General features: G+C 52.2%; 17 protein-coding genes. 7 read left to right on the top strand and 10 right to left on the bottom strand.

The annotated features are described in order from the left end of the window. Nucleotides 1-38 precede the first annotated feature (38 nt). A complete protein-coding gene (locus E9531_RS15475; RefSeq protein WP_136574672.1) occupies nt 39-1,409 on the bottom strand; it encodes an RsmB/NOP family class I SAM-dependent RNA methyltransferase in 1,371 nt (456 codons plus the stop codon). Nucleotides 1,410-1,448: 39 nt separating this feature from the next. Next, nucleotides 1,449-2,045 carry a phosphoribosylglycinamide formyltransferase gene (gene purN, locus E9531_RS15470; protein ID WP_136574671.1) on the bottom strand — a complete coding sequence of 199 codons (597 nt, stop codon included), beginning with the start codon at nt 2,043-2,045 and terminating at the stop codon, nt 1,449-1,451. 308 nt (nt 2,046-2,353) lie between these two features. Here purN and E9531_RS15465 point away from each other — a divergent pair, with 308 nt between their 5' ends. From E9531_RS15465 to E9531_RS15450, 4 genes are all read left to right on the top strand, one after another. Beyond that, a complete protein-coding gene (locus E9531_RS15465) occupies nt 2,354-3,535 on the top strand; it encodes an acyl-CoA dehydrogenase family protein (protein WP_136574670.1) in 1,182 nt (393 codons plus the stop codon). Nucleotides 3,536-3,586: 51 nt separating this feature from the next. After that, nucleotides 3,587-4,705: an acyl-CoA dehydrogenase family protein gene (locus E9531_RS15460; RefSeq protein WP_136574669.1), complete on the top strand. Its 1,119-nt coding sequence runs from the start codon at nt 3,587-3,589 to the stop codon at nt 4,703-4,705. A 178-nt stretch (nt 4,706-4,883) separates the two neighbouring features. Next, nucleotides 4,884-6,209, top strand: coding sequence for a methyltransferase (locus E9531_RS15455; RefSeq protein ID WP_136574668.1), 1,326 nt, complete (start codon nt 4,884-4,886; stop codon nt 6,207-6,209). Nucleotides 6,210-6,287: 78 nt separating this feature from the next. Beyond that, nucleotides 6,288-7,289: a bifunctional riboflavin kinase/FAD synthetase gene (locus E9531_RS15450; RefSeq protein WP_136574667.1), complete on the top strand. Its 1,002-nt coding sequence runs from the start codon at nt 6,288-6,290 to the stop codon at nt 7,287-7,289. A 40-nt stretch (nt 7,290-7,329) separates the two neighbouring features. Here E9531_RS15450 and E9531_RS15445 read toward each other — a convergent pair whose 3' ends face one another. The 8 genes from E9531_RS15445 to E9531_RS15410 all read right to left on the bottom strand — a co-directional run bounded on the left by E9531_RS15445 (nt 7,330) and on the right by E9531_RS15410 (nt 20,001). Then, on the bottom strand, nt 7,330-9,003 hold the full coding sequence (locus E9531_RS15445) for a (2,3-dihydroxybenzoyl)adenylate synthase (protein ID WP_136574666.1): 1,674 nt from the start codon (nt 9,001-9,003) through the stop codon (nt 7,330-7,332). Between the two features lie 109 nt (nt 9,004-9,112). Continuing rightward, nucleotides 9,113-10,330, bottom strand: coding sequence for an MFS transporter (locus tag E9531_RS15440; RefSeq protein WP_136574665.1), 1,218 nt, complete (start codon nt 10,328-10,330; stop codon nt 9,113-9,115). A gap of 280 nt (nt 10,331-10,610) precedes the next feature. Continuing rightward, nucleotides 10,611-11,228, bottom strand: coding sequence for a translation initiation factor IF-3 (gene infC, locus E9531_RS15435; RefSeq protein WP_136574664.1), 618 nt, complete (start codon nt 11,226-11,228; stop codon nt 10,611-10,613). An 85-nt stretch (nt 11,229-11,313) separates the two neighbouring features. Further along, nucleotides 11,314-13,233: a threonine--tRNA ligase gene (gene thrS / locus E9531_RS15430; RefSeq protein WP_136574663.1), complete on the bottom strand. Its 1,920-nt coding sequence runs from the start codon at nt 13,231-13,233 to the stop codon at nt 11,314-11,316. Nucleotides 13,234-13,559: 326 nt separating this feature from the next. Next, complete coding sequence (gene aceA, locus E9531_RS15425) at nt 13,560-14,879, bottom strand: isocitrate lyase (RefSeq protein WP_136574662.1); 1,320 nt, start codon at nt 14,877-14,879, stop codon at nt 13,560-13,562. Between the two features lie 525 nt (nt 14,880-15,404). Continuing rightward, a complete protein-coding gene (gene msrA / locus E9531_RS15420) occupies nt 15,405-15,959 on the bottom strand; it encodes a peptide-methionine (S)-S-oxide reductase MsrA (RefSeq protein WP_136574661.1) in 555 nt (184 codons plus the stop codon). A 227-nt stretch (nt 15,960-16,186) separates the two neighbouring features. Then, the gene (locus E9531_RS15415) at nt 16,187-18,925 is read right to left on the bottom strand and encodes a DUF349 domain-containing protein (RefSeq protein WP_136574660.1); all 2,739 of its coding nucleotides are present in this window, start codon (nt 18,923-18,925) and stop codon (nt 16,187-16,189) included. A 143-nt stretch (nt 18,926-19,068) separates the two neighbouring features. After that, on the bottom strand, nt 19,069-20,001 hold the full coding sequence (locus tag E9531_RS15410; protein WP_136574659.1) for an inositol monophosphatase family protein: 933 nt from the start codon (nt 19,999-20,001) through the stop codon (nt 19,069-19,071). 347 nt (nt 20,002-20,348) lie between these two features. Between E9531_RS15410 and E9531_RS15405 the strand changes: the two genes are divergently transcribed. From E9531_RS15405 to E9531_RS15395, 3 genes are all read left to right on the top strand, one after another. After that, a complete protein-coding gene (locus E9531_RS15405; RefSeq protein ID WP_136574658.1) occupies nt 20,349-21,173 on the top strand; it encodes an RNA methyltransferase in 825 nt (274 codons plus the stop codon). Between the two features lie 200 nt (nt 21,174-21,373). Further along, nucleotides 21,374-22,159 (top strand): serine O-acetyltransferase, encoded by a 786-nt coding sequence (gene cysE / locus E9531_RS15400; RefSeq protein ID WP_136574676.1) that lies wholly within the window; start codon nt 21,374-21,376, stop codon nt 22,157-22,159. Between the two features lie 91 nt (nt 22,160-22,250). Continuing rightward, nucleotides 22,251-22,955 (top strand): RluA family pseudouridine synthase, encoded by a 705-nt coding sequence (locus E9531_RS15395; protein ID WP_136574657.1) that lies wholly within the window; start codon nt 22,251-22,253, stop codon nt 22,953-22,955. Nucleotides 22,956-22,962: the final 7 nt, after the last annotated feature.

Genomic DNA, 22,962 nt, shown 5'->3' with positions numbered 1-22,962 from the left:
GCTCAAAATTATCTACTAAACCCTGGTCGATTCAGGATTTAATGATTTTTTTGCCAAGCTGCTACATAAAAACCGTCTGTTTGGTGCAGATGCGGTAGCAAAGCAATCGCGTTGGGTACGCCTGCATGATGGCCAGGTTTCTGCAGGTTAGTTAAGCCGTGTTTTTCGAGCGTAGCGGTCCAGTCGAAGGGAGTAAAACTGCTTGCATTGGCTTGCGTGAAGACATGATTGACTGCCCCATTTTCTTGTTCAAGCAGACTGCAGGTGGCATACACCAATGTGCCTCCGGGTTTGAGCAATGAGGCGGCGCTGTCCAAAATGCGACGCTGCGTTTGTTGCAGCTCTTCAATACTGCGCAGGGAGTTACGCCAAGCCAGTTCAGGGTGGCGCCGCAAGGTGCCAAGTCCAGAGCAGGGCGCATCGACCAAGACTCGATCGGCTTTACCACGCAGCCGTGCAAGTCGCTCATCTGTTTCCGATTGCAAGACCAGTGTATGGACATTGTTCAATCCGCTGCGTTTGAGGCGCGGCTGCAATCCATCGAGCCGGTGGGCTGAGTTATCTAGCGCATACAAGCGCCCGGTGTTACGCATCATGGCACCTAAGGCAAGGGTTTTTCCGCCAGCCCCAGCGCAAAAATCGACGACGGTCTCCCCGCGCTTGGCACCGGTGAGCAAAGCAAGCAATTGTGAGCCTTCATCCTGCACTTCAAGGGCGCCACTTTGCATGAGTGGGTTTTGCCGCAGCGATGGTTTTCCTTGCAAGCGCAATCCCCATGGAGAATAAGGTGTTGCTGCACATACGATGCCTTGCTCGGCCAATTGCTGTAATACCACATTGCGTTTGTGCGTAAGCAAGTTAACGCGCAAATCCAGTGGTGCAGTTTGCTTGAGTGATTGTGCCAAGGCGCCAAATGCAGCGTCGCCATACTGTGCCTGTAGTGTCTGCGCTAACCACTCAGGCAAGTTGTGTTGCAATCCAGACGTGAGTGGGGCCGCAAATGTTTGGGCCTTAGCCATGCATGCATCAAGCCATGCATGGTGCATGCCTGCGCTGTCCCACGATTTAGCACGCTGCAAAATTTCAAGATGCTGTTCAGACGTTAATGGTGGTGTCAGTAATCCTTGTGCGTCCAGCGCCAGCGCAATCAAGCCTAATCGTTCATCCACCGCCGTGTTGCTGCGGCTATTTGCAGGCGTTGGTGTCGTTGAGTGACCAAGCCAGCTCTGTATCAGCGGCCAGAATCGCAAAGCGGCAAATGCTGCGTTGGCAATTTGGTGGCGGTCGCGACTGCCAAGTTTTGGGTTCTCGCGTTGAAATTGGGCTAAGGTGATGTCCGCAGGAGCATCGAAACGGGAGAGTCGTTGCAAAACGTCTGCGGTGGCAAGAATGAGATAACGGGCAAACATGGGCGATCAGTCGTAATCAGTGGGCAAGGCAATGGGCTATTAGCAAGCTGGCGGGGTAAGCTGTGCAAGGATCTTCTCTACTGCACGCGGATACAAGAGGTGCTCTTGCGTTCTGACCCGAGCGGCTAAAGCTGTTGCATCATCATCGTCAAGAATGGGAACGGCAGCTTGGTCAATGATTGGACCTGCATCAAGTTCTGGCGTAACCCAGTGCACAGTCGCACCTGCCATGCGGCAACCAGCATCAATGGCGCGCTGGTGCGTGTGCAGCCCGGCGAAAGCAGGCAGTAATGAGGGGTGGATATTGATAAGGCGATGCTCGAACTGGCGTACAAACCCTTCGGTGAGTACGCGCATAAAGCCAGCAAGTACCACCAGCGCAGGGCTGTAATGGGCAACGGCACGAGCCAAATCCTGGTCGAAGTCTTCGCGGGTTGGGTATTGCTGGTGGTCTACCACTTGCGTTTCTATGCCTTGGTTTTGCGCCCATTGAAGGCCTGCAGCGTCAGGACGATTGCTGATGACTGCGGCAACGCGTGCGCCCCATTTTTGTTGCCATTGCCGCTGCTGCTGGGCTTGCACCAACGCAGCCATATTGGAGCCGGTGCCAGAGATCAGAATCACAATATTTTTCATGAGGGGCGTATTGTCTCACTGATCCCATCGTTGATTGGGACAGTCTGAAGTACGCTAAAACCAGCAACTCTGCGAGTGCTGTTGATTCCGCTTTGAAATAGCACGACATGGCTGCTGAGCACTGACGGTATTTCTTTGAACTCGGCTTGGAAGTCGCGTGTTGGACATGTATGCACGCATTGGCGTGGTACACCTGCGGGTGAGACAAATGGGGCGCAAACGATGGCGGTGATTACGGATGGTGTCGACGGACACAGTCAACGGCAGCGACCATGATTTCATCAACGAGACAACGACGACGAGGCCATATGGATTTGAATTACACGCCACAAGAGCAGGCATTTCGGCAAGAGGTCAGGCAATGGGTACAGGCGCATTTACCGCAAGAGGTGGCCTACAAAGTCCACAACAATTTGCGTCTGACTCGCGATGACCTACAAGGTTGGGCCAAGATTTTGGGCAAAAAAGGGTGGTTGGCCTACGGTTGGCCTGCGGCGTTTGGCGGCCCTGGCTGGAATGCGGTTGAGAGACATTTGTTTGAAGAGGAGTGTGCTTTGGCAGGCGCTCCTCGTATCATTCCATTTGGCCCGGTGATGGTGGCCCCTGTCATCATGGCCTATGGCAACGAGGAGCAGCAAAAACGCTTCTTGCCTAGTATAGCCAGTGGTGAAGTGTGGTGGAGCCAAGGGTATAGCGAGCCGGGCTCAGGCTCTGATTTAGCGTCACTCAAAACCAAGGCCGAACGGGTAGGCGATCATTACATTGTCAATGGTCAAAAAACTTGGACGACTTTGGGCCAATACGGCGATTGGATTTTTTGTTTGGTGCGCACCAGCTCAGAAGGTAAGCCTCAAACGGGCATTTCCTTTTTGCTGATCGACATGAAAACGCCTGGCGTTACAGTTCGTCCTATCAAGTTGCTTGATGGTGAGTGCGAAGTCAATGAAGTGTTTTTTGACAACGTCAAAGTGCCTGCAGAGAACCTGATTGGTGAAGAAAACCAAGGCTGGACCTATGCCAAACACCTGTTGAGTCATGAACGCACCAATATTGCAGACGTGAATCGTTCCAAACGTGAGTTGGAGCGACTTAAACGTGTTGCACAAGTACAGGGCTTGTGGGAAGACGTGCGTTGTCGCGACGAAATCGCCAAACTGGAAGTGGATATCGTCGCACTGGAAATGTTAGTGCTACGTGTGCTTTCGGCTGTGTCGTCGGGACGCAATCCATTGGATATTGCCGGTCTTTTGAAAATCAAAGGCAGTGAAATTCAACAGCGCTACTCGGAGTTGCTTATGTTGGCAGCGGGCCCCTATAGCTTGCCCTTTATTGAAGAGGCCATGAGTGCAGGTTGGCAAGGCGATTTCCCCGGTGGGGATGCTACGGTCTCTGTACTCGCTTCAACGTACTTTAATTACCGCAAAACCACCATTTACGGTGGATCCAATGAAGTGCAGCGCAACATCGTGGCCCAAACGGTGCTGGGCTGATATTTAGCCTCTTTACTAGACAAGATCAATATTGAGCGAAGGAGACAATCGATGGACTTCGATTTCACAGATGAGCAAACGCAATTGCGCGAAGCCGTACACAAGTGGGTAGAGAAAGCTTACACCTTTGAGCGCCGCAAAACGATTGTTGCCAATGGCGGATTTGACCGCCAAGTGTGGGGCGAGTTAGCGGAATTGGGCTTAATGGGATTAACGGTGCCTGAGGCCGACGGTGGTTTGGGTATGGGCGCTGTGGAATCCATGGTGGTTTTGGAGGAGTTGGGCAAAGGTTTGGTATTAGAGCCCTATGTGCAAGCGTTGATTGCAACGCAGTTTTTGGTCAAACATGCATCTCCAGAGGTTAAGGAAACTTGGCTTGGCCCATTGATTGCAGGGGAGTCAGTCATTGCGCTTGCCCACATGGAGCGGGGCGCACGTTATCGTTTGGCGCCTGCAGCGACCCAGGCGGTAGAAAAAGAAGGCGGTTACCTTCTCACAGGGCAAAAGAGTCTGGTGCCTATTGGTGATCGTGCGGATGCCTGGATTGTCCCCGCACAACACCTTGGAGCAACCGCTTTATTCATTGTTGAAAGACAGGCGGCAGGTGTACAGCTTCAGGCTTACATCACCCAAGATGGGAGTCGCGCGGCAGAGCTGACGCTGGAGAATACTCCTGCGCAATTGCTGACAAAAGATGGGGATGACGCTTTGCAACAAGCCGCCTATATTGGTATGGCTAGCGTGTGCGCCGAAGGGGTTGGCGTTATGGAACAGACCGTAGCGCTCACGGCAGAGTATTTAAATCAGCGCAAACAGTTTGGTGTAGTAATTGCCTCTTTTCAGGCATTGCGGCATCGAATGGCCGACATGAAAATGCAATTGGAGTTAGGCCGCTCCATGAATTACTACGCGTGGTTGAAACTGGATGAGCCGGTAGCCATTGAGCGCAAACTTGCATTGTCTCGTGCGAAATACCAACTGGGGCAAAGCATGCGTTATGTGGGACAGCAGTCGGTGCAGTTACATGGCGGTATTGGGGTAACCGATGAATACATTGGCAGTCACTACTTCAAAAAACTTACACAACTCGAGATGACATGGGGAGATAGTCTGTACCACCTCGGCATCATCAGCGAGAACATGCAGGCAACTGCAGGAGTCACTGCATAAGAAGAGTTGTTTTAGGGGCCGCAAGCAAGACCACAAGGAGGCTGGCTAACCGCACTTTGTGGCCTTGCTTGCGCAACACGATTGCGATGCGTTGCAGGCCGGTTTATTCAGCTGCCACATTCAGGCAAAGATGCATCATTCATAATGCTGTCTTTCCGCGAACGGACAGACCTGATTCATGACACAAAACGCTAGCCTATCCAATAAAATTTCTGCCAACGATCCGCTGATTAATCAAGCCTACCAATTGCTGGCACAGGGTAAGTTGGAGGACGTGGCCAAATTGCTGAACCTTGCTCAGAAAAACACCACGCAAGATCCCCGGATTTTCATGTTGGGTGCTAAATTGGCAGAGCAACAAGGCCATCCTGCCAGTGCCATTGAGGCGGCAGAACACGCCGTGGCCTTGACGCCCCAATGGTGGCCTGCCCAACTAGAGTACGGATTGCTTTTGGCGCGTCTGGACAAGTACGCTCCTGCTTTGGCACAAGCTGAAAAAATCTTCGCACTAGAATCCAAAGAAAAGCTGGCTTTAGCTGGCGTCATTGACATTGCGACCCGCTGTGGCGATTCTGCAAAAGCAATTGCATATACCCAACGGGCGTTGGAGGTGTATCCCAATGATCCCGTACTGCTGATGAATTTAGGGCGAACCTATTATTTCAGCAAGCAATATGAAAAAGCACTGCAAACATGGACGCAATTGATTGCAATAGATCCCCAGCAGATACAAGCCTATTACGGGCGGCTCAATGCCTGGGTTCAGCTTGGCCAGCCGGCTAAAGCTCAAGAAGACATTGCACAACTGCTGGCACACGCCCCAGAGCATCCGGTTTACCAATACTATGCCCAAGTGGTTGCAGGCCAAACCCCTGCAACACAGCCGGTTGAGTTGCAACGTGAGTTGTTCGATGGCATGGCACAACAATACGATTTGCATATGGTGCGCGTATTGCGCTACGAATTGCCCAAGCAGATTGCAGAAAAAATTGTTGGAATATTCCCTGACCGTACCTTCAATTTGTTGGATTTGGGCTGTGGAAGTGGCCTTCTTGGTGTGTATTTGGGCAAAGTCAATGGCTGGGTCGTCGGTGTTGATGCATCAACGAAAATGGCCGAACAAGCGGCGCGTCATGGCATTTACCACAAAATTCACACCGTCAATATTCTGGATGCTGTGCGTGATACACCTGCGAATTTGTACGAAGTCATTACGGCGTTGGATGTATTCCCTTACGTAGGCGATTTGGAGCCTGTCTTGGGCAATGTGCACCGGATCTTGCAATCAGATGGCTTTTTCTTTTTCTCCACCGAGGTGGCAGAAGAGGCAGAGCAAGGCTATGTTTTGCAGGCCAATGGCCGTTATGCACACACTCGTGCGTATTTGGAGTCACTTTTGGAACTAGCCGGTTATGCGATGGCTCGCATAGAAGAGAAGACGCTACGTTTTGAGGCGGGTGAGCCTGTCAAGGGCTTTGTCGTCACGGCGCAAAAAGGCCGCTGATTCGATCAGGATGGACTGCAGCAGGTTCTTGTGAATATTGCAGTCCCTGACTTTCTTGCCCTCTAGCGCTCACGTGCCATGCGAACTTTTTTAGGACTCCACCACCAGACACTGGCACCAGCCAGCGCCATCACGATTGGTAATTTTGACGGTGTTCATCGAGGCCATCAGGCCATGCTGGCATTGCTGCGCAACGAAGCTGCTAACCGTGGTGTTACGAGCTGTGTGCTGACGTTTGAGCCGCATCCGCGCGATTACTTTGCCAAGTTACTGCACAAGCCAGAACTGGCTCCTGCGCGCGTAGGAACTGTTCGCGACAAGCTCATGGACCTTGCTGACAATCAGGTTGAACAAACAGTGATTTTGCCATTTGGGGCGCAGTTGGCCAATCAAGAGCCAGAAGAGTTTGTTCAAAACGTGTTGGTTCAAGCGCTTGGTGCGCGCTATGTGCTTGTTGGCGATGATTTTCGTTTTGGCAAAAATCGAGCAGGGGATTATCAGCTACTTGATGCCATGGGACGGCAATTGGGTTTTGATGTTGCACGCATGAACAGCTACGAAGTGCATGGTGTTCGTGTATCAAGCTCAGAGGTGCGAAAGGCGTTGCAAGAAGGGCGTATGCAAGATGCCGCGAAACTGCTTGGCAGGCCTTATGCAGTCAGCGGCCATGTGTTGCACGGAAGAAAGTTGGGACGACAGTTGGGCGCAAGTGGCAGTTCAGCCACTGACGGTTTCCGTACGTTGAACCTGCATTTCAAGCATTGGAAGCCTGCTGCCAGCGGCATCTTTGTGGTGCAAGTCCATGGGCTGGCAGATCGCCCCTTGCCTGGGGTTGCGAATATGGGCGTTCGCCCATCACTTGATTCCAATGACGTGAATGGTGGTCGTGTTCTTTTAGAAACCCATTGCTTGGAATGGCCAACCTGGCTTGGTCAAGAGGGGGGCTACGGCAAAACGATTCGAGTGGAGCTTTTGGAGAAGTTACACGACGAGTTGAAGTACCCAGATTTGCAAGCGTTAACGCAAGGGATTTCCAAGGATATTGAGGCGGCTAAGGCTTGGTTTAGCGCCCATCGTTAGCTAACAGACGCGGTTTCTGGTGAATAAACCCGCAAGGCCTTTACTTCTCTTGCGCCAGCAAACGTTGGCGCAATTGGGCACGCAGTTCTTTTCGACTGGTTTTTCCTACAGCAGTAGTGCCAAAAGAATCGACGAAAACAATTTGGTCGGGGATTTTAAAAGCAGCAACATCTCGTGTCTTAAACCATTGTTTTAGCTCAATGGCGCGTGGCCTTTGATTGGGCTTGGCGATGATGAAGGCACAGCTGCGTTCGCCCAAGAACTCATCGGGAATAGAAACCACCGTGGCATCAAAAACCTGCGGGTGAGCGAGTAAGTGGTCTTCGATTTCTTCTGCTGAGATTTTTTCGCCTGCGCGGTTAATGTGGTCGGTCGCGCGCCCTTGGACAATCAAATATCCTTCAGGCGTGCGCAGAACCACATCACCGGTTCGGTAAAAACCATCTTCTGTGAAACTTCGGGCGTTGGCCGCGTCATCGTTGTGGTAGGCGCGTAACGTATAGGGGCCGCGGGTGAGCAAGTAACCGGTTTGACCTGAGTCCAGTGGATGGCCGTGGTCGTCCACAACCAAGACTTCATCTGCCGGACTGATTGGACGACCTTGAGTACCTACGATAACTTCCTCGGAATCGTTCAATCGTGTGTAGTTAACAAGGCCTTCGGCCATCCCAAATACTTGCTGGAGTTGACACTTGAGGCCTGCGAGCACACGTTTGGCAGCTTCCGGGGTCAGTTTCGCGCCGCCTACCTGAACAACTTGCAGGCTCGAAAGATCGTGTGTCGTGGTTTGCGCCGCTTGCGACCACAGTAGCGCCAATGGTGGCACCAAGCCCACCGCGGTGACTTTTTCCTGCGCAATAAGAGGGAATGCGGTCTCAGGTGATGGTGTTGGACTCAGAACTACAGTTGCACCTGCATACAGCGCACCAAAAGCACCCGGTGAACTCATGGGAAAGTTGTGTGCCGCGGGCAGGGCCACCATGTACACGCTGTTTGCCGTGATGTTGCAGATCTCATTGCTGGCCCTGAAGCTGTAGATGTAATCGTCGTGTGTGCGCGGGATTAACTTCGACAAGCCCGTGCTTCCACCAGAAATTTGCAGGAAGGCCACAGCTTGTGGGTCTGCATCGTTGGTTGGCAGTAAGCTTGCGTTAGGCTCAAAGTCGTTAAAGGCGCAGAATTCCTGGCAATCTTCACCAATGACAATGGCATGTTGCAACGTGGGGCAATGTACAAGGGCCTCGCGGGCAAGTGTTCGGTAATCGAATTGCTCGTAGTGCTGTAAAACGATGTAGGCAGAGGCTTCTGCCTTGGTCGCGAAATGCTGGATTTCTGTTAGACGATGGGCAGGCAGGGCGTATACAGGAATCAAGCCAGCGCGGAACAAACCGAACACGGCACTGTAGAACTGCGGCACATTACCAATTTGTACGACCACGCGATCACCTGCTTGCAATCCCAGCGCCAAGAAGCCAGCTGCTGCAGTCTCTACCTTTTCCCAAAATTGGGCGTAAGTCCAACGCGTCCATTGACCATTGATGAGGCCTGCGATAGCGGTCTGGTGTGCAAATTGGGCGGCGTTGTGGCGTAAAAAACCGGTCATGGTTTCACCGCGCCAATAGCCAGCCTCACGATAGCGTTGCGCCAGTGCTGCTGGCCACTCTTGTTTCAGGGGATGCTGGTGACGCGGTGCTGCTAATTGGTCGGTAGACATAGAAGAAACAATCTGGTTAAAAGATCGGGCTATAAAAACTGCCCACTACGTGAAGCTTATAAGCTGAACTGATCCTGGGTTTTTAGATTTGAGATCGCCTTATAGGGCGTCACTTTTGTAAATTGTTCGCAGCATGGTACTGCACGGCAATGGCGAGTGCGACCAACGTGCCTGCGACCCATGCGTAGGGCGCTACGGGCGCCCACGTGTACAGAGCCGTACCAATCATGGGGCCAAGTACCATGCCTAAGCCTTGTGCCGCAGAAACGTTGCCTGCCGCAGCACCTTGTTCGTGTGCTTGAACGCCATTGGCAGCCATGGCCTGAAATGATGGAAAAATAAAGCCCATTCCGAAAGCGCCAACACCATACGCAATCAGCAGTGCCCAGGCATGGTGAATCACCAGAACGCTGCCAAAACCAAGTGCTGAAACTACCGCACCAACGACGACCCATTGGTTCAAGGAAATTCCTTTGAGGCGGATGACGCACTGTTGTGACAGCATCAACGCAATCCCAACACAGGTAAGGGCATGGCCTGCTGCTCTAGCACCTTGGTCGGCATTAAGGCCAAGACGATCCATCGCAAAAAAACCAACGGAAACTTGTGCGATCGACACTCCCATCATGGCTACAAAGGCAGTGAACATTGCTAAACGCAAGCGCGGATCGAATAAAGGGAGTTTGTTCAGGCGTTGCTGCGAAGGGGCTTCTGTGCTTTTCTCCGTGGCTGGTTGTGGCGGTATTCCATTAGGCAGAAAAAAAGCAATGGCAATGAATCCTAGTAGAGGCAGTAGGGCCGTTGCATAAAACCCCCAGTGCAGACCTTGTGCACTTACCAAACTCACGATAGCTGGCCCTGCCACGATACCTAGAGCGTTGGCTGAACCCAATTTGGCCATGACCTGCTGGCGTCCGGCAGGAGGCGTGTGATCTGCAATCGTTGCGGCAGCAGTCGGGGGTACTGCTGCATAAAAGGCTCCGATCAGCGTACGTGCGATGATCAGTACTGAAGCAATCAACACCACGCTGAAGGTATTGCTTAGCGCCACATCAACAAAAACAGCCAATGCTGCGTAGGCTAGTGAAAAAACGCCTAGACCAATAAGTAAGACCGGTTTACGCCCTTTCATATCGCTGACGCGACCCCAAGGTCTTGCCATGAGCATCCAGAAAATGCCGCCCACAGCCATGGAAATACCAGCCACTATTTCTGGAATTCCTAACTCGCGCACAACCGGTCCAATGATGGCGACGTATGCCATCATGGCCATCGAGCCAACCAATGCAGCAAATAGAAGTGGAAATAAGCGAAAAGAAGAGGTCATGAATGCAGCAAGCGTGGATGGAACATACAGTTCGACAGAACATCACTGTATGCAGCAAAATCGCAAATGATAACCTTTTCGATTGTTTTACGCCGACTAAGCACGGTATTGGGTGCTTAGTCGGTATATTTCACTTGGTTTTAGCGCTCGCAGAAAAGCAAAGTGGGCTCCACAGAGCCCACTTTGCTTTATGTTGCTTGCATAGCGTTATAGCCGACTGGACTAAAGCAGCCTCTGCATCAGATCCTTTGCAGTTGATCCATGAGCACTATCTATAGCCTTAGGAGTCTTGCGGTGCTGTAGCTTCTGCTGCCTTAGGCTTGCTGTTAGGAGCACCAGCGGCTTTTTTGCGTTGAGGTGCGATCATCATGATCATTTGGCGACCTTCAAGCTTGGGAAATTGCTCCACAACGATTGAATCAGCCAATTCATCACGCAAACGGTTGAGCAAATCAAGGCCCAGATTTTGGTGCGTGATTTCACGACCGCGAAAGCGCAGAGTGATTTTGACTTTATCCCCATCTTCTAAGAAGCGGCGAATATTGCGCAGCTTGATGTTGTAGTCGCCATCATCAGTACCAGGGCGGAACTTGACTTCTTTGATGTCAATCACGGTTTGCTTGGCTTTGGCTTCCGCAGCGCGTTTTTGCTCTTGGTATTTGAATTTGCCGTAGTCAATCAAACGTGCCACAGGGGGCGTTGCATTGGCGGCAATTTCAACCAGATCCACATCCAAATCACCGGCCATGCGCAAAGCTTCCTGCAGGCTAATCACGCCAATGGGCTCATTATCAGGGCCAGTTACGCGCAGTTCTGGCGCGTTAATTTCGCGGTTCAAACGGTGCTTACGCTCTTCACGATGGCGACGGTCTCGGTATTCAGTAGCTATGGCTCTCACCTTCAAAGGTTGGTTTCAGTTAAGCCGCCCGTATGCTGGATGGGCGGCGGCAGTGCTTGCAATGGTGCTAAGCGCTGCTGCGGCATCACTCTTTGTTGTTGATTTTTTCGCTCAACAAAGTGATGAATTGCTCCAGCGGCATGACACCAAGGTCTTGGTTGCCTCGGCCGCGAACTGCGACAGTTCCTGCGGCTTTTTCCTTGTCGCCAGCGACAAGGATGAAAGGCACTTTTTGCATGGCATGTTCGCGTATTTTATAAGTGATCTTCTCATTGCGCAGATCCAGGCTTGCACGAATAGGGTTGTGCGGCAAGGCTTTTTGGAGTTTTGCGACAATTTCGCGACAGTAATCGGCTTGCGCGTCAGTAATGTTCAGCACGCTCACTTGTTCTGGCGCTAACCAGACGGGCATGGCGCCAGCGTAGTGTTCGATCAAAATCCCGATGAATCGCTCCAAACTGCCAACAATCGCACGATGCAGCATCAGCGGGCGATGGCGGGCGCCATCTTCACCAACATATTCGGCATCCAGACGCTCAGGCATCGATGGATCGACCTGAATCGTGCCACACTGCCATTCGCGTCCCAACGCATCACGGAGGGTGTATTCAAGTTTTGGCCCGTAGAAAGCGCCATCACCTTCGGCAATGCGGTATTCAACTCCAGCGGCTTTCAAGCTCTCAATCAAAGCTCCTTCGGCCTTATCCCAGCTCTCTTCCGTACCAATGCGCTTTTCAGGGCGTGTGGCAACCTTATAAATGATGTCGCTAAAGCCAAAGTCACGGTAGACGGCTTGCAGCAATTGCGTGAAGTGTTGCACTTCTTGTTGCAGTTGGTCTTCGGTACAAAAGATGTGGCCGTCGTCCTGGGTGAAGGCACGCACGCGCATGATGCCGTGCAAACCGCCGGATGGTTCATTGCGGTGGCATTGGCCAAACTCGCCGTAACGCAGCGGCAGATCGCGGTAGCTCTTCATGCCTTGGTTGAAAATCAGCAAGTGGCCGGGGCAGTTCATCGGCTTGAGCGCGTATTCACGCTTTTCGCTATCGGTCGTGAACATGTTTTCACGGTATTTGTCCCAATGGCCAGTTTTCTCCCACAGGGTTTTATCCAGAATCTGCGGGCCTTTGACCTCTTGGTAGCCGTTGTCTTGGTAGACACGACGCATGTACTGCTCGACTTGCTGCCAAACAGTCCAGCCCTTTGGGTGCCAGAAAACAGTACCCGGAGAGTGTTCATCTTGGTGAAACAAGTCGAGCTCTTTGCCCAACTTGCGGTGGTCGCGCTTTTCTGCTTCCTCAATACGTTGAATGTATGCATCAAGTTGCTTTTTATCAGCCCAAGCGGTCCCATAAATGCGCTGAAGCTGTTCGTTGCGTGAGTCGCCGCGCCAATAGGCGCCCGCCAATTTCGTTAACTTGAACGCTTTGAGAAAACGAGTGTTGGGTACGTGTGGGCCGCGGCACATGTCCACATACTCTTCGTGAAAGTACAAGCCCATGGCTGCTTCGTTGGGCATGTCCTCAACCAAACGCAGTTTGTAGTCTTCTCCACGCTCTTTGAAGATGCGAATGACTTCATCGCGCGGAGTTATGCGTTTGATTACATCGTAATCTTTCGCAATCAACTCTTTCATGCGCGTTTCAATGGCCGCCAAATCTTCATTGGTGAAGGGGCGCTCAAAAGAAATGTCGTAGTAAAAGCCTTCGTCGATGACGGGCCCAATTACCATTTTGGCATGAGGGAACAACTGCTTGACTGCATGACCAACCAAGTGCGCACAAGAATGGCGAATGATTTCAACGCCTTCTTCATCTTTTGGCGTGATGATTTGCAGCTTGGCATCGTGGTCAATCACATCGCTGGCATCCACCAAGCGGCCATCCACCTTGCCTGCAACCGTGTTTTTGGCCAATCCTGGGCCAATCGACGTAGCGATATCTGCAACAGATACTGGGTGGTCAAACTCGCGTTGCGAGCCATCAGGAAGAGTAATGTGGATCATGGGAACACCAGCAAGGCGAGAATAAAAAACGAAAACGCGGCATAGGCCGCGCTTGAATGGTCGAAAAAAGAGCAAACAGGCGCACAGTCGCCGCCATCACATGGCAGCATGTCTGTTTAAAGCGTCGTTCGCCATTGCATTTCAGGTATCTGTAAAGTATCCGGAATGACGTCTTTGCGCCAAAATCTCCGCAAAGCTTCTAACCGTTATTGTAAACCTTGGCATTTTCCCATAAAAAAGCCCGCATGTGCGGGCCTTAGCATCTTGATGTGCCTCGTGAGCCCCAAGCCATCATGGATGAAGTCTAAGGGCAGGGCAGCTTGCAATCAGTGAAACTGCTCTTCTTCTGTCGAGCCCGTCAGCGCTTTAACGCTGGAGCTGCCGCCTTGGATAACGGTGGTAACGTCATCAAAATAGCCTGCACCCACCTCTTGTTGGTGTGAAACGAAGGTGTAGCCTTGTTCCCGTGCCGCAAACTCAGGCTCTTGCACCATTTCCACATAATGTTTCATGCCCTGGCCGCCTGCGTAGGCATTTGCAAACTTGAAGGTGTTGTACCAGTTGACATGAATGCCCGCCAGTGTGATGAACTGGTATTTGTAGCCCAATGCTGACAATTCGTCTTGGAATGCTGCGATCGTTTTGTCATCCAGATTTTTCTTCCAGTTAAAGGAAGGCGAGCAGTTGTACGACAGCAATTTGCCTGGGCAAGAGGCATGTACAGCTTGAGCAAACTCACGGGCAAAACCCAAATCGGGCGTACCAGTTTCACACCAGACCAGATCGGCGTAAGGCGCATATGCGATCCCCCGACTGATGGCTTGTTCCAAACCGTTTTTCACACGATAAAACCCTTCTTGAGTACGTTCGCCCGTCAGGAATGGTTTGTCGTTTGCATCATGGTCGCTGGTAATCAAATTGGCTGCTTCAGCATCAGTGCGGGCCAACACAATAGTGGGAACGCCCATCACATCAGCAGCAAAGCGTGCAGCGACAAGCTTTTCAATGGCTTCCTGAGTTGGCACCAGCACTTTGCCGCCCATGTGGCCGCATTTTTTCACTGCCGCCAATTGGTCTTCGAAATGCACGCCTGCTGCGCCTGCAGCAATCATGTTTTTCATCAATTCAAAGGCATTTAAAACGCCGCCAAAACCAGCTTCAGCATCAGCCACGATGGGCAGGAAGTAATCAATGAACTCTGCATCTCCCGGATTGATGCCGCGTCCCCATTGGATTTCGTCTGCCCGCTTGAAAGTGTTGTTGATACGGCGGACCATAGTGGGAACTGAATCGTAGGCGTACAGCGATTGGTCGGGGTACATGGTTTCGCTGGTATTGCCGTCTGCAGCAACTTGCCAGCCGGACAGATAAACAGCCTCTAAGCCGGCTTTCGCTTGTTGCATGGCTTGCCCTGCTGTGATCGCACCAAATGCATTCACATAGCCTTTTTTTGCGCCACCATTCACGCGAGCCCACAGCTTTTCTGCGCCTTGTTGCGCCAATGTGTATTCGATGTGTTGACTGCCACGCAAGCGCACGACGTCTGCTGCTGAATAAGCGCGTTTGACGCTTTTCCAACGCGGGTTTTCTGCCCAGTCTTTTTCAAGGGCTGCAATTTGCTGTTCGCGGTTGAGTTGCTTGGTCATCGAGTTACTCCTGTATAAAAGTGGATGCGTTGGAGCTAACTTTAGCTGAGCAAGATGAAGAATTGATATCTTGTGTCTTATATATGACTAATTATTTATTAAGAAAAATCAATTATTTATATGGAACATATCTCAATGTAAAATAAATTTTTTCATTGGAAAAATTATGCCGCGCTGCAGCATAAGTTGTTTTCATGCCTTGAATGCCAATTCATAATATGAAAAATAGCGATTTTTGAAGGCATAAGCGACATCCTGAAAATCTGATGGAACAGGCGCGCCACTCTCAACCCCTGTCGCAATCACACAACCGATGTGTTGAGAAAAATCAAAGCGTGTCGCAGGCGTGCCTCCATACAATACATACGTAGCGTGGATCGAAGCATGCCACTAGAGAGATCAATGTGGAAACGGTCTCATTGACTTGCTTTTTGGAGCTAAACGAGGAGGTACATGCTAGCAGCCCATCCTTCGATAGATGGAGCGCCTCTGCAGAAGCAGGTATAAGCCATGTGTGCATCTAATTCAGCTTAGTAGGCGCTGAAAAGTCTGTTTGAACTTTGCGACTTTGGGGCCAATCACGGCTGCGCAATAGCCTTGGTAGGGGTGCTGTTCGAAATAGCGTTGGTGGTAGTCTTCTGCGGCCCAATAGTTGCGTAGGGACTGCACTTCGGTAACGACTGGTTTGCCAAGAACTCCGCTGGAATCGATTTCGTGAATTAAGCTTTGAGCAATGCTGCGGTGCGACTCATCTTCCACATAGATGCCACTGCGATATTGAGTCCCTGCATCTGCACCTTGGCGGTTGAGGCTGGTGGGGTCGTGGATGGTGAAGAAAATCTCAAGAATCTCTGCGGCACTGATGAGGCTGGGATCAAAACCAAGTCTAACCACTTCTACATAGCCAGTTGTACCGGTGCACACTTGTTCATAGCTAGGGCGAGCAGGTTGCTGGCCATTGGTATAGCCAGACTCCACACTGATAATTCCTTTAACTTGGGAATACACGGCTTCAGTGCACCAAAAACACCCTGCGCCCAATGTAATGAAAGACTCTTTCACGATAATGCCTCTGCCCATAGATAGTTAATTGGTGGAAAACGTAACGCCGTATATCGTAGCCAGGGGCCGGAAAACAAGCTACCTTTAAACACAGAGGCCTTTTTAGCTGCTTTCCTATTCTAGGTTTTGGGGGAGAGATGCTTCTGCGTAGCCCGGATAACCCGTGAACTCAAAAACAAAAAACCGCCAGAGGCCGGAAGGCTTAGGCGGTTCGATTTATGCAGGTTGCTGGTTCAATAAGGCGCTTAACGTTTGAGCAATACCTTCAGTGCTGATTGTAGGCGCTTACCCGTAGTGTCATCTGCAGGCGTTGCCAGTACCGTTTGCAAATCGTTTACCCATGTTTCAGATGGACTGGCCGCATTCTTTTGTGTCAACAGCTGTAGTTGGAGTGTGCGTCTATCGCCCATGAAGTCGGCTGGCGTAGGAACTTCTGCGGCCATTTCCAGGCGCAAAACCGCTTCGGCTGCTTTGTCGTTGCTTGCAGCTGGTTGGCCAATTGCCGTTTTCCAATTGTTCCACTGCGGGCCGCTGACGCGTTTGCTGATTTGCGCTTGGGCAGGCAGTGCGTCGGCACTGCGGCTCTTCCATGCGTCCAGCAGTTGTGTCACTGCTTCGCCATGTGCTTGGGCAGACAGTTTGCGAAGAGCGGCTTGGGCATTGTCCATCGCATTGCGCTGCGCACGGAAGGCCCGGTCACCTAAGCGTGGAGCCAACGCAGGTCGCTCGGCGCGATCGCGCTGTTGGCGGCTGTCGTGCCCATTACGGCGGTCATCGCGTCCATCACGAGCGCTTGGGCGACGTCCGTCGCGAGTATTGCTTTCGCGGGTTGCTGCGGTTTTGGCGCTGCCTGATGCTCCTGGACGATCATCGCCGCGAACGGCAATCACGACTTTTGGGGCTACGGAAGGGGCTGCTGGTGCCACTTCTGCTGCTGGAACTTCGCTGGCTGTCCCTGTTGTATCTGGCACTGCTGAGGAATCCGTCTCAGATTCAGCATTCTGTACTGACTCTGAAGTCTCAGCTTCTTCGGTGTTGGCAGTCTGAACCGACGCTTGCGCGACTGGCTCTGCAACTGCGGCATCGGTAGAAGGCGCCGCAGGGGCTGTGCGCACGGCTACTTGCAGTGCATCCATAGCATCGCGAATAGCTTGTGCATGACCGGCTGCGATGGCCTCTTCTACGGCTTGTGCAGCACTCAAGACAGCTTGATCATGGACCGATGCAGCAGCTTCAGCTTGATTGCGTTGGGTATCTTTACGCTGAAAAGCTTGGTCAAGCGGTTGGCGAAATGCGTCCCAGAGTTTTTGCTCGAGCTTACGATCCAAGGGAACTGATTGTGCTTCGCTCTGCCAGCGTTGCTGCAGCGTTTTGATGGCACGAATGTCGAGTTGCGCACGCGCGCCAAGGTCTTTGGCCTCTTCAATCAAGCTGCGGCGAATGTCTGCGCTGTATTTACGTGCCTGCTCGAGCGGGGCACTGGCCAGCTCGTACACTTCTTTCCATTGCGATTGCAATTGACCGAAGACTTTGTCGTTCACATGCCCGGCATTGCGCCAGCGATTCGAAAATTGTTGCAACTGGCGCTGCAATGCTTTGAGGTCCACTTGCTCGCCTAGCGATGCGGCAAAAGCGCGTACTTCGTCGATAACGGTTTGGCGTTCGGATTTGTGGGCTTGCGCTTCTGCTTTGACTTTTTTGAGCCACTCATCCACGATTTCACGAGCCTTGCTCATGGCTTCGTCAAAGCGCTTCCACAAATGCCCGTTCGGAGGGCTGGAACGATCAACCTGGCGCCACTGCTCGTGCAGTTCACGCACTTGTGTCTGGAGGGTTTTGTTGCCTTGCGGTGCTTGATCGCCTGAGGGTTGGGTCAAGCCTTCGGCACGTGCAATCAGTTCTTCACGAACTTGGTTGGCGCCCCAACGTTGCCAGCCTTGCAAGTCGCCCGCATCAATCAATGCACGGTTGATGCGACGCTCTAATTCCGCATCTACTGAGCCGCCCATTTCCTTGAGCATGTCACGCAGTGCAGCAGCTGCCTGGCTGCTTTGCTTGGATTGGCCCTGTTTGATGGTTGTTTCAAGTGCTTTGATTGCAGAAGTCACCAAAGCTTGTTGCTCCGGTGTCATTGTTGCTGCTGTTGCAGCATGATCGGCGGGGCTTTGCAGGCCGTGCAATGCGCGCAATTCATCGGCCCAAACTTGAACTTGCGGAAGTGGCGCTTTCGGGTCTTCTGCGGCTTGCTTTGCTTGCTCAAGCGCGGCAGAGAAGGCTTCAAATACCTGTGTCAGTTGTACGCGAGAGCTCTCGATGGCATTGGCATGACGGGGCTCAACGCTACTCCATAGTGGGGCAGCTACCAATTCACCTGCATGGGAGTTCCATTTTTGTACATCTTGAGCAAGGCCTGTGGCGGCTTCAGCTGCTTGCTGCCAAGGCTTGGTTGAGAGTACGTCAATCCGTTGAGCCAACAGAACAGCGGCTTCTTTTTGCACCATGGTTTTGTGTTGTAACTCTTCCAGGGCTTTGATCTGGTCGGCAATGCGGCTGCGCAGCTCAGACAAAGGTTCTTTCGAGAGCGGGGCACCTGCTTTGGCTGCATCACGCAACCATGCCATGCCATCGGCTATATGGAAGGTGTTGGCCGAAAGGATTTTCTCTGCCTTGGCTGCCCAGTCTTGGCTGGCTTCTTCCTGATGATTGGATTGGCGAATATCGTTCATACGTTGGCGAATAGGTTTGGCAGCGCCTTTGTCGCTGGCGCTCAGGGCTTTGTAAACTTGTTGCAAAAGGGCGGGTTCAGGATTGCTGGCCAGCCATTGGGATACGCATTCCAGGCGCTGTGCGGAGCTGGTAGCAGAAAAAACACCTCCCGTCACCGCATCAAGCGGGTGTGGTGGGGGCGGTGTTTTGGCCACTGGCGCAGCAACTGGGGCTGGTGGCTCAGTGGGCTTACGAGAGAAAAAAGGAAACAGGGCCATAACTAACCGAGACTCCAATTCAATGAGCTTTTATGCTTGCAAAAGAGCCAAGCAAAAGCTCCACATCATGTTGAGGCTGTTGCCACTGGCCAGTTGCTTAAGTGCAGGGGTCGGTGGCAAGCAATGTAAAGCGCAAGTATGCGTTACTCAGCTGCTTGCTCTGCTGCATTTGCCGCTGGCTGCTGGCCGGCAATGCCCAACACTTGACGCAGGGCATGGCTGCGAGTTGCCACGGCGCGTTTGGCATCGGCACCAGCGAATTTGCTGTATTGGTTCAGAATCGGCACCATTTGCCCATATACGCGTGGTGTTGCGGCCATGCATTCGCCTTGATTGAGAAAATCCGCTTCACCAGTAAAGTTACCGACAAGGCCACCGGCCTCGGTCACCAGCAAGCTGCCAGCAGCTACATCCCAAATGTTCAAGCCTGTTTCAAAGAAGCCGTCAGTAAAGCCGGCTGCGACATAGGCTAGATCCAATGCTGCAGCACCGGGGCGACGCAGGCCTGCAGTGCGCTGGGAAAATTCGGTGAAGATTTGCAGGTACTGTGCATAGTCGTCACCTGCGCGGAATGGGAATCCTGTTGAAATCAAACAGTCTTGCAGTTGTTTGCGCTTGCTAACGCGAATGCGGCGGTCATTCAAGAAAGCGCCACGACCTTGCGTGGCTGTGAACAAGTCATTGCGGGCAGGGTCATACACCACGGCTTGTTCAATTCGACCTTTGTAGGCCAGGGCGATGCTGATGCAATACACCGGAAAACCATGGATGAAGTTGGTGGTGCCATCGAGCGGGTCAATAATCCAAACGTGATCGGCTTTGGAGTTGCCGTGTTTGGTGCCACTCTCCTCAGCCAGAATGCCGTGTTGAGGATATGCATCCAGCAACGTACGCACAATAATGTCTTCGGCTGCAGTGTCAATTTCCGTTACGAAATCGTTGATCTGTTTTTGCGAGATGCGCACTGCTTCCACATCCAGTGCGGCGCGGTTGATCACACTGCCTGCTGAGCGTGCCGCTTTGATGGCGACGTTCAACATGGGGTGAAGGCTGGTGGATGTAGTAGTGGTGCTCATGGGCTGCAATCAACGAAAAAAGCCAACAATAAAGGGTAGGGCCAGTCAAGAAAAGTAAAGCGCGAACAACTTAGCAATGCAAGGTATTTAACCATTAACAGGCTTGGCATTGCGCCATGCTTGCATTTGCATCTAGCCAAACAAGTCACAATGCGGCCCTTGCGATAACCAAGGGCGAGTTTGCTAGTGTATATCTGCGCCTATTTGACCCAATTCAAGACCAGTCATATTGGCAAACCCTGTATTTTACATTTGCTGCGCGACAAAATCTGCTGCACGTGCGCCTTTCTTTTATGGCGTGCGTTTTAACCTTCTTCATTTTTTGCCTTTTCAGTGCCAAATCATTCATGAAAACTCGATTCATCTTGATACAAACCAGCCATGCAGGCAATGTGGGCGCCGTTGCGCGCGCCATGCGCACGATGGGGTTTGATGACTTGGTGTTGGTTGATCCGCGTTGGCCAGATGTGTTGACGCACCAAGAGGCCATAGACCGAGCAAGTGGCGCTACCGATGTGTTGCAGCGTGCACGTGTGGTGCAAACGCTGGACGAAGCCTTGGATGGTATTCAGCACCTGTGCGCAACAGCGATGGTGGCTAGGGATTTTGGGCCGCCAACGCGCACGCCTAGAGCCCACTTTGATCAGCTCAAGCAAGACTGGGGATATGGCGCCGAGGATGGACTCAATGGTATGGGGATGGCCTTTTTATTTGGGTGCGAGCGTTATGGCATGCGCAATGAAGATGTGTATCGCAGCCATGTTGCTTTGCAGATTCCAACGGCGCCAGATTTTGGTTCGCTCAACTTAGCGTCAGCCGTACAGGTGATTGCCTATGAATGGCGGCAATGGTTGGATGCAAACGCGGCAGATCGGCAACAGACAAAGGCCGCTTTGCCTGGTAGTACTAGGGCGCAGGGAATTCCTTTGGCTGATGCCGCTGCTGTGGCTGGCATGTTGGAGCATTGGCGATGCGGCCTGGAAGCCATTGGGTATTTAGACCCGGCGGCACCTAAAAAGCTCATGCCCCGATTGCAGCAAATTTTCAATCGAGCACAACTCAGCGACCCTGAAATTCATTTGCTGCGCGGAATTGCCAAATCTATGCTCTATATCGCAGCTCAAAAAAGTGATGAACGTGACGGACTAAAAGATAGCGCTGATGCCACGTAAGGGGAGTCTTAACGATTGATGGTGGCTATATGCCGCTTAAGCAAAAGCATATGCAATTTGCGATAATTCGACGCAACGTCCGCCGCAAGAAGCCTGACTCCGCGTTTGCCGGCTGCGATTGCGGTGCCGCACCGCCTCAGCCGGTGTTGTGGCACGGTTATTTTTGATTTCTTCATTCCCCACATCCATTTTCCATGTTCATGTTGTCCCGATTGCGAGCTGATCTCCGATGCATTCTCGAGCGCGACCCTGCTGCGCGCAACACGTGGGAGGTATTGACTTGTTATCCGGGGCTACATGCATTGTGGATTCACCGTGCTGCGCACTGGTTTTGGATTCACCAGCTCAAATGGTTGGGGCGTTTTTCTTCGCATATTGGCCGCATGCTGACTGGGATTGAAATCCATCCCGGGGCAACCATTGGTCACGGGGTATTTATTGACCACGGAATGGGCGTAGTCATTGGGGAGACGGCTGAAGTGCATGACGGCGTCACGATTTACCAAGGCGTCACGCTGGGTGGGACCTCTTTGCACAAAGGTAGTAAGCGCCACCCCACAATTGGAGCTGGCGCCATTATTGGTGCAGGGGCGCAGGTATTGGGGGGCTTCACAGTGGGTGAGGGCGCCAAGGTGGGCAGTAATGCGGTGGTGACCAAGCCGGTCCCTGCAGGCGCAACTGCTGTGGGAAATCCTGCGCGCATCATTCTCCCTAAAGGTGAAGTGCCTGCGAATGAGGAGTCAGATACCTCGCGATTTTCCGCGTACGGTGTAACGCAGGGCGATGATCCTGTTTCGCAAGCGATCAAGGGCTTGATTGACACGGCCGCGCAGCATGAAATGCAAGTTGAGCGCTTACGATTGGAAGTGGCGCGTTTATCGGCGCTGATCCAATCGAGCCCGGTTTTTGTTGCGACAGAGCAAGGCGCTTCGGCTCAGCAAAAAGAAGCAGAGCTACAAAAATTGCGAGCGTTGGTCGATGAGTAAAGGCGGCTATTGCCGCGTTTGCGCCAAACAATCTGCTTGGGCGCCCGGCTCTTGCCATTGACCTGCTAGCAGCAATGCGAAAATATCGGCTATGAATGCTGATTTTTTGCCAGAACAAGTGCCGTTGAGCGCCATCGAAAAACCCCGCGCACTGTATGAAGACAAGCATTTGCTTGTGCTATTTAAACCGCACGAGATGCTGAGCGTGCCTGGACGTGGTGAGCATAAATTAGACTCTCTTGCGTGGCGTGCCAAGCAGTATTGGAAAAACGCCTTGATTGTGCACCGCTTGGATATGTCCACATCTGGCATTTTGGTGCTTGCGCGCAATCCTGAAATCCATCGAGAACTTTCCATTGCATTCGCAGAGCGGCGAATTCATAAGCGCTATACAGCCGTTGTGGCAGGTGTTATGTCACCTCCTGCCGCACAAGACGGTTGGGGGTTGATTGACAAGCCCTTGATTCTCGATTGGGATCGCAGGCCATTGCACATCGTCGATAACGACAAAGGCAAGCCCAGTCAAACCAAGTGGCGCATCCTGCCTGCCCCATCAGGAGCGCCCCATTATGAAATTGCGCATACGCGACTTGATCTTGAGCCCGTTACGGGGCGTACACACCAGTTGCGAGTGCATTTGCAAAGTGTCGGCCACACCATGTTGGGTGACCCTCTGTATGCAACAGGTGAGGTGTTGCAAGCAGCCCCCAGGCTGCTGTTGCATGCAAGGGAGTTGGGTTTCACGCACCCTGTCAGTGGAAAAGAGCTGTTTTTTGAAGTGCCTGCTGAATTCTGATTCGACA

This window comes from Lampropedia puyangensis (genome assembly GCF_004833285.1).
GTDB classification, from domain to species: domain Bacteria; phylum Pseudomonadota; class Gammaproteobacteria; order Burkholderiales; family Burkholderiaceae_C; genus Lampropedia; species Lampropedia puyangensis.
Note: the sequence above shows the minus strand (reverse complement) of the source record. Positions and strands in the feature narration are given on the sequence as shown.